Genomic DNA, 13,287 nt, shown 5'->3' with positions numbered 1-13,287 from the left:
GCGTCCCCGCAGGGACGCTTCTCGGGTCCAGTCAGTCATTCAGGTGTCTAGTTCTTCCAGGCCTTGTCGAAGAACATGATTCCGTCCAGGCTCTGCTGAATGCCGTGGACGTTCTGTCCCCACACACCGAGCCACGGGGTGTTGCCGTAAACCTGCCACGGCACAACCTCGTTGGCGCGCTCCTGGATCTTGGCGAGCACCTCGATCTTCGAGTCGGTCGACGTCGCGACACCCAATTGATCGAGCAGCGTATCCATCTCGGGGTCGGAGAAGCTCGTGGCGTTGTTCCGTCCACCCGACTTGAGATTGGAGTACAGACGCTCGAAAGGATCGGCTTCCGCGAGGCTGGCGGAACCTGTTGCCATGTCGAAGTCGCGGTCGGCGTACAAACGCTTGACGACGTCGGCAACCGAGTTGACGTACTCGATCTGGAAATCGAATCCGACGGCGTTGGCCATCGACTGCAGTGCGAGAGCCATCGCCTGCGCCGAATTCTCCTGCAGCGTCAGGTATGTGATCTTGCCGTCGTAACCGTCAGCCTTGGCCTCGTCGAGAAGCTGCTTCGCCTTGGCGGTGTCGACGCCGATCGGAGCGACGTCGTTGTGCCAGCGAGAGGTGTCCTGGAAGATGACCTGCCCGGGCAGACCCTTGCCCTCGTTGAGTCGGTTGTCGAGTGCGACGGGATCGGTTGCGAGCGCCAATGCCTGACGGATGCGCACGTCGGCACCGGGACGACCGGGTGCCGTGTTCACCAGCGACAGGTACGACAGCGACGGAATGTCGACGAAGCCCGGGTAGCCGGAGTCGATCAGATCCAGCACGTTCGGTAGCGACCGCATGTACGCGACGTCCGTGCCGCCGCTCTTGAGCGATTCGGTGGTGGACTGCGAACCGACGATGCTGATCAACCGCAGCTTGTCCACGTTCGGGGCACCGTCGAAGTAGTCCTCCCGAGCGTCGAGGATCAATTCCTCGTTGGGAGCGAACTTCTCGAGGGTGAAGGCACCCGCGCCGATCGGGGTGAACTGATCAGCTTGCTGGGCGCTCGGCGCGACGATCATGCCGGGGCCGGTGGAGAGCAGTGACTCGATACCGGTCCACGGGTCGACGAGATTGAAGACGACCGTCGACGGATCCGGAGTGTCTACCGACGCGACCTTCGACGCGTACAGACTCGACTGCGGTCCCTTGTTGGTGACGTAGCGATTGAGGCTCGCCGAGACGGCCGCCGAATCCACCGGCGTCCCGTCGCTGAACTTCACACCGTCACGCAGTTCGAGGGTCCACGTCTTGAAGTCGGAACTCGGCTCCATCGACTCTGCGAGCTTCGGAACGAATTCCTTGGACGCCGGGTCGTACCGCAGGAGCGTGTCGTAGATCGCGCCCAACTCCGAACCGGCGACCGAACCGGCGATCTGAGTCTTCGCCGGATCGAGATTGGTGACGGCGGAGTACCCGCTGAACGTGAGGGTGCCGCCCTTGACCGGATCGCCCTCGCCGGACTGCTCGTTGACCGGGCCGATGGACAATCCCGAACCGGAGTCCGGTGCGTCGCCGCTCCCACCCCCGTTCCCGCTGTCAGCGCACGACGAGACGAACAGGCCGGCGGAGACTGCCAGCGCGACGGCGGCAACCTTGCGGTGACCGCGCCGAGAACTGCGACTCATTCAAAACCTCCAGGTCAGAAACTGTGATGTGAAGCATTGTCGAGACAGTTTGTGACTTAAGGCACAGGTATTAGTCGCAGGTCCCGCTCAGTGGAATGGAGCGCGACGATTGGTCAGTTTTCGAGCGACATTCGCAGGTCAGACCCTTAGCGAAGGTCAGGAATTCATTCTGATTCAGGCGCCTTTCAACGGATGAATCGCCGGAGCGCCGTCGAGAAGTGGTCCGGCGGCGGCCAGCGCGGCCTGCAGATGCGGGGACTGCATGTGAGCGTCCAACTCCTCCTGCCCGCGCCAAGTTTCGATCGTGACGAACGTGCCGGGCGCAGCCGCTGACTCGAACAACTCGTACGACACACAGCCGTCCTCGGACCGACTCGCCTCCGCGAGAGTTGTCAGAGCCGATCGGACGTCGTCCTCGGAACCGGACTTGGCCGGGATGGTTGCAACTACACGAAGCTCGCTCATCGGATACCTTTCGCAGAGGGGAAGTCAGCTAGAGACACACGCCACAAACGTACACACGAAAAGGGCAACCAATGGGGCTACTCAAGGACGTCACCGGCTGGCGACGCGGAACGAAGTTGCAGCGTCGACTGCGCGATCTCACCGGCACGCTGGTGGTGATCACCGGTGCGGGCAGCGGCATCGGGCGTGAAACGGCCCTCGCCTTCGCCGCCCAGGGAGCTATCGTCGTGGTCTCCGACATCAATCTCGAAAGCGCGCAGGACACTGCGGCACTTGTAAACATCCCTTCGCAAGCGGGCGGCGCCGAAGCAGTGTTCGGTGGCGGTGCCCACGCCTATCAGGTGGACGTGTCCGACGAACAGGCCGTGATTCGGTTCGCGGAGACGGTCGCGGCACATCACGGCGTACCGGACATCGTCGTCAACAACGCCGGAATCGGGTTCTCGGGAACGTTCGCCGACACCGAGCAGCGCCAGTTCGAGCGCGTCATGGACATCAACTTCTGGGGAGTTGTCTACGGCTGCCGGGCCTTTACCCCGATGATGATCGACCGGGGAACAGGTGGGCACGTCGTCAACCTGTCCTCGGCCGCCGCGTACACGCCACAGAAGGCGCTCACCGCGTATTCGACAAGCAAAGCAGCGGTATTCATGCTCTCGGATTGCCTACGGGCAGAACTGCTTCCACACGGCATCGGCGTCAGCACCATCTGCCCTGGCCTCGTTCACACGAACATCCTCAAAACCACCGAATTTGCCGGGACCACCGCCGAGGAACAACTCGAAAATCAAACCAAGGTCGACAACTTCTACCGCAAGCGGAACTTCACTCCTGATCGAGTGGCCAGTGCCATCGTGAAAGCAGTTCGCACGAACAAGGCCGTCGTACCCGTGACCGTCGAAGCCAAGCTCGGACGCACCATCAGCCGGTTGTCTCCCGGGTCGATGCGCGTCGGAGCTCGGTTCGAGATCTAGGTCAGCTTCCGAAACTCAGGCTGCCCGTGAAACCCTGCTGCACATCGGCTTCCGAGCGGGGAAGAACCTCGTAGGTGCTGGCGTACTGGCCACTGAAACCGGTGACGGTGATCGGGCGTCCGACGGCGACGGCATCGAGGTCGATTCCGGTCTGTGTGTTGACGAAGATGACGGTGTTTCCCTCGGCGCCCGAGACCAGGATCTTGTGGCCGTACGGCAGATCGTCGACGACGGGTCCGCTCACGATTCCGGACACCGTCACGAGACGACCTTCGCTGCCCTCACCGATTGCATTGAGGGGCAGTCGCGCCGGGCTGATCTGGGTAGTCGTGCCGATTACCTCGACGGCAGTCGGGCGGACGACGAGCAGGCCTTCCTGATCCGCGAGGACTCCGGTGACCTGAACCTGATCGCCGAGAGCAATCCCGGAGTTGTTCGGATCGCTGATGTAGATGCCCGAATTGCCGCTCTGGAGACCAAAGCCCTTGTCGTAGAAGCTGGATTCGAAGACTCCCGACGGCGTAGTCGCGGTTCCCACGACGGTGACCGTCGTTCCGATGGCCTGCGCACGGGCTGCCGCGATGGAGTCCGCGGACACCTCACCGACGACTGCCGCCGGCTCCGCCGTCGCTGCAGTACCGACAAACATGGTGGCTGCGGCCGCAACTGCCAGTGCCGTCACACCCCGGCGCAGGACCGGACCGGCAAGAACGCTGTCTCGAAACATGTTTGAGGACTCCCCTGTGATTTCGTGGCCGCGCAGGTGCTCCTGATGGAGTGCCGCCTTCGCCCACCCTGAGGCACAGGTTATTACAGGTCGGACGCCGCAGCGGTGGTGACATTCCGTCACCACCGCTGCGTCTAGGCTTCCGATTTTTCAGGAACCGGAGCTTCCGGACGAACCGCTCGAGCCACTGGAACCGCTGGATCCTGTTCCGCCACCGAGATCGTCGAGAGGATCGCTACCGGTGAGGCCGCCCGGGTACAGGTAGGCGTCGGAGATCGTGCTGAGCGAGGTTCCGGACGTGGCCGGTACCTTTGCTCGCCAGTTGACGATCGGGTTCAGCACTCCGAACGGTCCGCAACCACTGGCGGCGGGCAGCGCGAAGCCGGTGGCCTGGTTCCCGACCGGGCTCACCTTCAGTGCATTGTCCGGGAGCACCGTGTAGGTCGGTACCACCGACGGGTCAGGCGCGAGACGAAGATTCACCGGCGCAGCCGCGGAGCCCAGGTAGCAGTTGTCGCCGAGGAACGCGTTGTTGATCTTCATCCGCACCGGGATGCTCAGATCCATGTCGGTGATGATGCCGTTGAGGGTCGGGGCAGCTGTCGCCTCCACCTCGGCGGTGACTGCGGCGAGGCCGAACAGATTGCCGAACGGCAGGTCGATTCCGAGGACTCCACCCGGAACGGTCAACGGCTTGGAGTAGACACCGTGGTGTCCGTCGTCGCGCGGGAGAAGAACGGTGGACTCACCTTCACCGGAGCCGGCCTCGGCGGCGATGATCATGTCGCCTTTTCCGATCGGGAGGTTGAAGCCGTTGTTGTCGAAGGTTCCGCTCTGAACCACAACCGACACACAGGATTCGGCAGTAGCCGGACACACTGCGGCACCGGGTATCGAATTGTCGACCGGATCCTGAGCCGAGGCCATCGGCGCCGCGAACGCGAGGACCGCACCTGCGGTACCTGCAATGACGGCCACGCGCGTGCTGAGACGTCTGTTGCCGTTCTTGTGAGATTTCTGCACTGATTTCTCCCTGCCGTTTATGTGATGGGGGACGAAACTCGCAGTCATTGCTTGTGTTTCGACCGCCGCCGACAAGGTCTTCGCGGTGTGCTCCTACTCACAAGTAACAACTGAACAGATGTATATCACAGGACTTCGACTTAAAAACAGGGCAAAAGGGAGTTTCCTTAAAACGGACAAAATAAGCGGTACGGTGTGTAACACTCACGGGTGATGAACACGAACAGACTGGTCCTCTGCGTCGCGGCAGCGGGCCTACTCCTCAGCGGCTGCAGCAGCCAGTCCGACAGCGACGCATCGGAATCCACTTCTGCGGCCACCAGCACGTCGGTTGCGGCGACGTCGAGTTCGACTGCCCCCAGTACGCTTTCCGAGCTGCCGACCAGCCCGCTCGCCGCAACAACTCCGGAAGCCGCGCCGAGCGTCGTCGAATCGACGCCCCCGCCGGTGTCGCTACCGGTAGCGCCAGCGGCCAATGCGCCGATCGACGCCCGGTCACCGGAAGAGATCGTCGCGAACGCCGGCGAGAAGGGGCAGCGGTACATCGCCGCTCTGCGTCTGGCCGGGATCCCGCCCGCCGGAATGGATTCCGCCGAGATCCTCTACGCCGACGGCACCTGCAAGGCGCTCGCTGACGGTATGCCTCGGTCCGAAGTGCTGGCGGAGTTCAACTCCGTCGGCGAGGTGTACTCACAGATCACGCCGATGTCCTCGCAGCGCGTTGCCGAGATCTACGTCGACACGGCGGAGCAGACGTACTGCTGATCAGGCCTTGCCGGCCAACCAGCCGTGCAGCCAGGATGTAGCCGAATTGCCTGCGCCGTCAACGACGTAACGCGTGTAGTCGGTGTGGACCTGGGAGCCGTAGAAGTCGACCAACTGATCGATGCGCCGCGAGTTCGCGCCCGGATCGAGCTGGGCCATCAAAGCGGGGAGACCGCCTGCGGTGATCAGATCATTGACGATCACGGCGGCCTCGTCGCGCAGCGCGAGCGCACTGGCCGGAGTGGGATCGGACGCCTGAGCCATGAATCCGGCCAGACGCATCACGAAATCGTCCTTCGGCGTCGAGCAGTACAGGTCACCGACCGCGCAGAGCGTCACCGTTTTGCCTGACAGCCAACCGAATCCACCGATGCGAGGGCCGCTGGCACCGTTACCGCCGACAGCGGGGCCGATCAGGACGTCGGACTCGGAACGACGGGGATCGGACAGCAAGCCGACGCCCTCGACGCGAGTCGGGGGGACCACGCCGATGCCGGTTCCGATCTCGGCGGCGAGATCGCCTGCCGCGTCGGCGCCCTGGCTGTACCCGACGATGGCGAAGCGAGTGTCACCGCACGAGGCGGCCATGGCGCCGATCATGCCGCGGGCATTGTCGACAGCCTGCTGCTTCGACTTGGCGTAGACGTTGGATTCCCAGGGGAAGGCCGTCGCCGAATAGGTGACGTAATCGGTGCGTACGGAGCCCGGAAGCCCGTTGGTCACCGGGGCGAGCATGCCGGCGCCGGGCCTGGTGCCCGAGGGCTCCCACGTTCCCGGGATGGCCACGACGTACAGGCTGGGGCAGGGATCAGCCGACGCCACGGGAGCACTGACAACCGGTACCACTACTGCCGCAGCAAGTGCCGACAACACCGCAACGAGACGCCTCGCACGCATGAAACTCCCCTGTTTTACCTTCAGCAACCCATACACCACTATCGGTGCTCCGGAATCATACTGTCTGGGCGTTGTGTCTGTCCGATGCACGATCGATGAAGGTTTGTTACAGATCGCGCGAATTACTTGCACAAACAAAGCCGCACCCCACCGAATGCGGTGGGGTGCGGCTTAGTAAGAGCCTCTAGCGCTGCGGAGCCGCTGTCGGGTGGATCGGTGACGGAAGGGCCGTGACACCCTCGAGGTAGGTGTCCACAGCGGCTGCTGCGGAACGTCCCTCGGCGATGGCCCAGACGATCAGGGACTGACCGCGGCCCATGTCGCCGGCCACGAACACGCCGTCGACGTTGGTGTTCCACTTCGACGTGCGGGCGACGTTGCCACGCTCGTTCAAGTCGACACCGAGATCGGTGAGCAGACCCGGCTTCTCGGGACCGACGAAGCCCATGGCCAGGAGCACGAGATCGGCTTCGAGCTCGAAGTCCGAGCCCTCGACCTTCTCGAAGCGACCCGACTTCATCTCGACCTCGTGAGCCTTGAGACCGGTGACCTTGCCGTTTTCACCGACGAAGTTCTCGGTGTTGACGGAGAACAGACGCTCGCCGCCCTCCTCGTGAGCCGAAGCCACGCGGAACATGAGCGGGTACGTCGGCCACGGAGTCTGCTCGGCGCGAGTCTCCGGCGGACGCGGCATGATCTCGAACTGGTGGACGCTGGCCGCACCCTGACGGTGCGAGGTGCCGAGGCAGTCCGCTCCGGTGTCGCCGCCGCCGATGATGACAACCTTCTTGCCCTCAGCGGTGATGGTGGGAGCGTCGAGGTCACCCAACTGCACGCGGTTGGCGATCGGCAAGAACTCCATCGCCTGGTGGATGCCGTCCAGTTCGCGGCCCGGGATCGGAAGATCGCGAGCTGCCGTGGCGCCGCCGGCCAGAACCACTGCGTCGAACTGCTCACGCAGCTCGTCCGCGGTGATGTCCACGCCGACATTGACGTTGGTCTTGAAGACGGTGCCTTCGGCTTCCATCTGCTCGAGACGGCGGTCGATGTGCCGCTTCTCCATCTTGAACTCGGGGATGCCGTAGCGCAGCAGGCCGCCGATGCGGTCTGCCCGCTCGAAGACCGTCACTGCGTGACCGGCGCGGGTCAGCTGCTGCGCTGCAGCCAGACCGGCCGGACCACTGCCGACAACCGCAACCTTCTTGTTGGTGGCGTGCGCGGCGCGAACCGGCTTGACCCACCCTTCGTCGAAGGCCTTGTCGATGATCTCGACCTCGACCTGCTTGATGGTGACCGGATCCTGGTTGATGCCCAGGACACAGGACGCCTCACAGGGTGCGGGGCACAGACGACCGGTGAACTCCGGGAAGTTGTTGGTCGCGTGCAGACGCTCGATGGCGTCGTGCCAGTGGTCCTTGTAGACCAGGTCGTTCCACTCGGGAATCAAGTTTCCGAGAGGGCAACCGTTGTGGCAGAAAGGAATTCCGCAGTCCATGCAACGGCTGGCCTGGGTCTTGAGGGTTTCCTTCGGGAACTCCTCGTAGACCTCTTTCCAGTCGAGCAGGCGCAACGGCACCGGCCGGCGAACCGGAAGTTCGCGCGACGTGTGCTTCAGGAAGCCGCTTGGATCACCCACGAGCTGCCTCCATAACTGCCTCGTCCACGTTCTTGCCATCCTTCTCTGCGGCCGCGATGGCCAAAAGAACCTTCTTGTAGTCGCGGGGCATCACCTTTGCGAAGTGACCCACCTGCTGCGACCAGTCAGCGAGGATGCGCGTGGCAACCTCGGAGCCGGTTTCGTCGCGATGACGTTCGATGGCGCCCTTCAACCAGGTGAAGTCGTCGCCCGAAAGATCCTCGAGATCCACCAGTTCGGTGTTGAGGTTCTTCTCGAATGCCTTGTCGGGGTTGTAGATGTACGCGACGCCACCGGACATGCCGGCGCCGAAGTTACGTCCGGTGGCTCCGAGGATGACCACCTTTCCACCCGTCATGTACTCGCAACCATGATCGCCCACACCCTCGACGACGGCAGTGGCGCCGGAGTTACGGACTGCGAAGCGTTCGCCGACGACACCGCGAAGCAGAGCCTCGCCGCTGGTGGCGCCGAACAGGATGACGTTGCCACCGATGATGTTGTCCTCGGCGACAAAGCCTTCCGCTGCATCGAGCGGCGGGCGTACGACGATGCGTCCACCCGAGAGGCCCTTGCCGACGAAGTCGTTGGCGTCGCCGTGCAGGCGCAGGGTCATACCGCTGGGCACGAAAGCACCGAAGCTGTTACCGGCGGAACCGGTGAACGTGATGTCGATGGTGCCATCGGGCAAGCCCTCTCCACCGAACGCCTTGGTGACCTCGTGGCCGAGCATGGTGCCGACCGTGCGGTTGACGTTGGTGATCGCGGACTCGAAGGAGACCGCCTCACCCTTGTCGAGTGCGTTGCGGGCCGAGACGATCAACTGCTGATCGAGTGCCTTGTCGAGACCGTGATCCTGCGTGCCGGTGCAGTGGACGTCCTGGTCCATGAACGCGGACTCGACCTGGGTGAGGATCGGCGACAGATCGAGATTGCCTGCCTTGCTTCCCTTCCAGTGATCGAGAGCGCGCGTGGTGTCCAGCATGTCGACCTGGCCGACGGCTTCGAGCAGCGTGCGGAAACCGAGTTCCGCGAGAAGCTCGCGAACCTCTTCGGCGATGAACATGAAGAAGTTCTCGACGAATTCCGGCTTGCCGCTGAAACGCTGACGCAACAACGGGTTCTGCGTCGCGACACCGACGGGGCAGGTGTCGAGGTGGCAGACGCGCATCATGATGCAGCCCGAGACCACCAGCGGTGCGGTGGCGAAACCGAACTCCTCGCCGCCGAGCAGGGCAGCGACGACGACGTCGCGACCCGTCTTGAGCTGGCCGTCGACCTGCACGACGATGCGGTCACGGAGACCGTTGAGCAGCAACGTCTGCTGGGTCTCGGCGAGGCCGAGCTCCCACGGTGCGCCCGCGTGCTTGACGGAGGTCAGCGGGGTGGCGCCGGTGCCACCATCGTGACCGGAGATCAGAACGACGTCGGCATGTGCCTTGGAGACACCGGCCGCGACGGTTCCGACGCCGACCTCGGAGACCAGCTTCACGTGGATGCGGGCCTGCGGGTTGGCGTTCTTCAGGTCGTGGATCAGCTGAGCGAGATCCTCGATCGAGTAGATGTCGTGGTGCGGCGGCGGCGAAATCAGGCCGACGCCAGGTGTGGAGTGCCGAACTTCGGCCACCCACGGGTACACCTTGTGAGCCGGAAGCTGGCCGCCCTCACCGGGCTTGGCTCCCTGCGCCATCTTGATCTGGATGTCGGTGCAGTTGCTCAGGTAGTGCGAGGTGACACCGAAGCGTCCCGACGCGACCTGCTTGATGGCACTGCGACGCAGATCGCCGTTCTCGTCCGGCGTGAAGCGCGACGGATGTTCGCCGCCCTCACCGGAATTGGAGCGGGCGCCCAGACGGTTCATCGCGATGGCGAGAGTCTCGTGAGCCTCGGCGGAGATGGAGCCGTAGCTCATCGCACCCGTCGAGAAACGCTTGACGATCTCGCTGGCGGGCTCGACCTCGTCGATCGAGATCGACGGCCGCTTGCCGATGTTGAAGTCGAACAGACCACGCAGAGCGGCAAGGCGCTCCGACTGGTCGTTGACCATGGTCGTGTACTCCTTGAACACCTCGTACTGACCTGTGCGAGTTGCGTGCTGGAGCTTGAAGACCGTGTCCGGGTTGAACAGGTGGTACTCGCCTTCACGACGCCACTGGTACTCGCCGCCGACCTCGAGCTCGCGGTGAGCGCGCTCTTCGGGGCGATCGAGGTATGCGACGGCGTGACGTGCCTGGACGTCGGCTGCGATCTGGTCGAGGCCGATGCCACCGAGCTGCGACTGCAGACCGGTGAAGTACTCGTCCGTCAGCTCCTGCGAGAGGCCGATGACCTGGAACAGCTGAGCACCGGTGTACGACGCGAGCGTCGAGATGCCCATCTTGGACATCACCTTCAGGACACCCTTGCCGGCTGCCTTGATGTAGTTCGCGATGCCCTTCTCGAGGGTCAGACCCTCGAGCTCGCCGTTCTGCAGGAACTCGTCGATGGTCTCGAAAGCCATGTACGGGTTGACCGCTGCGGCACCGAAGCCGATGAGGAGCGCCATGTGGTGCACCTCGCGGGCGTCGCCGGCCTCGACGATGAGGCCGACCTTGGTGCGCGACTTCTCACGAACCAGGTGGTGGTGCACAGCCGAGGTGAGGAGCAGCGACGGGATCGGTGCGTAGTCCTCGGTGGACTCACGGTCCGAGAGCACGACGATGCGCGCGCCACCCTCGATTGCCTGCGAGACCTGGTACTTGATGCCCTCGAGCGCACGACGGATACCGTCGCCGCCTTCCTTGACGGGGTACAGGCCGCGGATCACGACGCTGCGGAAGCCCGGGAATTCGCCGTCGTCGTTGACGTGAACGAGCTTCGACAGGTCGTCGTTGTGCAGGATCGGCTGCGGGAGCGCAATCTGCTTGCAGGAGTCCGCATTCGGGTGCAGCAGGTCACCCTCGGGGCCGATGGTCGCGCCGAGGCTGGTGACGACCTCTTCACGGATCGCGTCGAGAGGCGGGTTGGTGACCTGAGCGAAGAGCTGCGAGAAGTAGTCGAACAGCATCCGGGGGCGTGACGAGAGCACGGCGATCGGAGTGTCGGTACCCATCGAGCCCAGTGCCTCGGCACCGGAGAGAGCCATCGGCTTGACCAGCAGGTTGACCTCTTCGTTGGTGAAACCGAAGAGCTGCTGACGCAGCACGACGCGCTCGTGCGACATGTACGTGTACGGACGGTCCGGCAGGTCGTCCATGTGGATCAGACCTTCGTCGATCCACTGCTGGTACGGGTGCTCGGCAGCCAGTTCGTTCTTCAGTTCCTCGTCGCTGATGACCCGGCCCTGCGCGGTGTCCACGAGGAACATGCGGCCGGGCTGGAGGCGGACCTTGCGGACCACGGTGGACGGATCGATCGGCAGGACGCCGACCTCCGACGCCATGACGACGAGGCCGTCTTCGGTGATCCACAGACGCGACGGACGCAGACCGTTGCGGTCCAGCACGGCGCCGATGACGGTGCCGTCGGTGAAGCACACCGACGCCGGTCCGTCCCAGGGCTCCATGAGAGCCGAGTGGTACTCGTAGAACGCCCGACGAGCGGGGTCCATGCTCTCGTGCTTCTCCCAGGCTTCCGGGATCATCATGAGAACTGCGTGCGGCAGGCTGCGGCCGGCGAGGTGCAGCATCTCGAGCACCTCGTCGAAACGAGCGGTGTCACTGGCGCCCTGGGTGCAAATCGGGAAGATCTTGTCCAGGTTCTCGCGGCCACCGAAGACGTCGCTGTCGATGAGGGACTCGCGAGCGCGCATCCAGTTCTCGTTACCGGTGACGGTGTTGATCTCACCGTTGTGAGCGACCCGGCGGAACGGGTGCGCCAGCGGCCACGACGGGAACCTGTTGGTGGAGAAGCGCGAGTGGACCAGGCCGAGTGCGCTCTCGACACGATCGTCCTGCAGATCGAGGTAGAAACCCTTGAGCTGCGGGGTGGTGAGCATGCCCTTGTAGACGAACGTCTGGCCGGACAGGCTGGGGAAGTACACGGTCTCGCTACCCGGGCCACCCTTGCCGGCGCCTTCGGAGCCGAGTTCGTGCTCGGTGCGCTTACGCACCACGTATGCACGACGCTCGAGATCCATGCCGGTGCACTTGTCACCCTCGGAGCCGATGAAGATCTGACGGAACGTCGGCATCGCGTCGCGCGCCAGTGCGCCCAGCGAGGAGTCGTCGGTTCCGACCTCGCGCCAACCGAGAACCTTCAGGCCCTCTTCGACGACGATCTTCTCGACTGCAGCAGCAGCCTCGTGTGCATCGGCGTCGCCCTGCGGGAGGAATGCGATACCGGTTGCGTACGCGCCTTCGGCGGGCAGCGCGAAGTCCACGACAGCTCGGAAGAACTTGTCGGGAACCTGCAGCAGAATGCCCGCACCGTCACCCGTGTTGGGTTCTGATCCGGCAGCGCCGCGATGCTCGAGGTTGACCAGAGCGGTGATCGCCTTTTCGACGATGTCCCTGCTGCGGCGACCATGCATGTCGACAACAAATGCGACTCCACAGGAGTCGTGCTCATTGGACGGGTGATAGAGGCCCTGGGGGCCTGGAAGTTGCTTCATACCCAGCCTTCGTATGCCATAAAGATGCACCGACGACCAGCAGCGCTGATGGCCATCAACTTGCAATGCAAGTCCTTCAAAGCACCGACACGACGATGTGTTCGGTACCACCGAAGTAGCCGCCCTGCGCAGACGCGATGGTGTGCGTTCTGGCACCCGGCGACGTGAGTCTTCGGTCGGTTGAAACTTTTGTGAGTCAACCGTGTAACGAAAACGATAATTCAGAACCCCGGCACGGGCGCAACTAAGGTAGCCCTATAATTGCTCTGAACTGCGGCGATGCAGGGAGCCAGAAGGCCCCTCGACAGATTTCGGAGCTGCGTCTGTGCAGAGAAGTTCCGATTCACAGGATACCGAATCCGCAGGAAACAGGCGCGATGGGCGATGAATGCAACAACTGGCCGCAGCGATAAGAATCAGCTGCGGCCAGTGCGCCTCGAACTGTAACAAAAGTTGATCGATCAACCAAGGTCTAGGCCTGAATTGTTTGCTCGCAGAATGCCATCGCTGTAATTTCCGTAGGCTCACACCTGAGAAGACGG

The 13,287-nt window shown here is 63.3% G+C and carries 9 protein-coding genes; 2 read left to right on the top strand and 7 right to left on the bottom strand.

Translation table 11 applies throughout. The features are described from left to right. Window positions 1-47: 47 nt before the first annotated feature. The gene (locus GN300_RS11305) at window positions 48-1,667 is read right to left on the bottom strand and encodes an ABC transporter substrate-binding protein (protein ID WP_063315314.1); all 1,620 of its coding nucleotides are present in this window, start codon (window positions 1,665-1,667) and stop codon (window positions 48-50) included. A gap of 174 nt (window positions 1,668-1,841) precedes the next feature. Further along, window positions 1,842-2,132 (bottom strand): putative quinol monooxygenase, encoded by a 291-nt coding sequence (locus GN300_RS11300; protein WP_003943546.1) that lies wholly within the window; start codon window positions 2,130-2,132, stop codon window positions 1,842-1,844. A 71-nt stretch (window positions 2,133-2,203) separates the two neighbouring features. On the opposite strand from GN300_RS11300, the gene GN300_RS11295 reads away from it, so the two are divergent. Then, window positions 2,204-3,106, top strand: coding sequence for an SDR family NAD(P)-dependent oxidoreductase (locus GN300_RS11295; protein WP_003943614.1), 903 nt, complete (start codon window positions 2,204-2,206; stop codon window positions 3,104-3,106). 1 nt (window position 3,107) lies between these two features. Here the strand turns inward: GN300_RS11295 and GN300_RS11290 are convergent, their stop codons facing one another. Both GN300_RS11290 and GN300_RS11285 read right to left on the bottom strand, forming a co-directional pair. Further along, entirely contained in the window at window positions 3,108-3,833 is a 726-nt protein-coding gene (locus tag GN300_RS11290) for a hypothetical protein (RefSeq protein WP_058036993.1), read from the bottom strand. A gap of 150 nt (window positions 3,834-3,983) precedes the next feature. Continuing rightward, window positions 3,984-4,856 carry a hypothetical protein gene (locus GN300_RS11285; protein WP_063315315.1) on the bottom strand — a complete coding sequence of 291 codons (873 nt, stop codon included), beginning with the start codon at window positions 4,854-4,856 and terminating at the stop codon, window positions 3,984-3,986. A gap of 213 nt (window positions 4,857-5,069) precedes the next feature. Here GN300_RS11285 and GN300_RS11280 point away from each other — a divergent pair, with 213 nt between their 5' ends. After that, complete coding sequence (locus GN300_RS11280; RefSeq protein WP_063315316.1) at window positions 5,070-5,621, top strand: DUF732 domain-containing protein; 552 nt, start codon at window positions 5,070-5,072, stop codon at window positions 5,619-5,621. Here GN300_RS11280 and GN300_RS11275 read toward each other — a convergent pair whose 3' ends face one another. From GN300_RS11275 to gltB, 3 genes are all read right to left on the bottom strand, one after another. Further along, on the bottom strand, window positions 5,622-6,518 hold the full coding sequence (locus GN300_RS11275) for a cutinase family protein (RefSeq protein ID WP_007735797.1): 897 nt from the start codon (window positions 6,516-6,518) through the stop codon (window positions 5,622-5,624). It abuts the gene before it with no gap. Window positions 6,519-6,702: 184 nt separating this feature from the next. Next, complete coding sequence (locus GN300_RS11270; protein ID WP_003943594.1) at window positions 6,703-8,154, bottom strand: glutamate synthase subunit beta; 1,452 nt, start codon at window positions 8,152-8,154, stop codon at window positions 6,703-6,705. Next, window positions 8,147-12,745: a glutamate synthase large subunit gene (gene gltB / locus GN300_RS11265; protein ID WP_063315317.1), complete on the bottom strand. Its 4,599-nt coding sequence runs from the start codon at window positions 12,743-12,745 to the stop codon at window positions 8,147-8,149. Before gltB ends, GN300_RS11270 begins: the two co-directional genes overlap by 8 nt. Window positions 12,746-13,287: the final 542 nt, after the last annotated feature.

Source organism: Rhodococcus sp. Ni2 (genome assembly GCF_021352185.1).
Classification (GTDB): Bacteria; Actinomycetota; Actinomycetes; order Mycobacteriales; family Mycobacteriaceae; genus Rhodococcus_F; species Rhodococcus_F qingshengii.
This window is presented reverse-complemented; position numbering and strand designations above follow the sequence as displayed.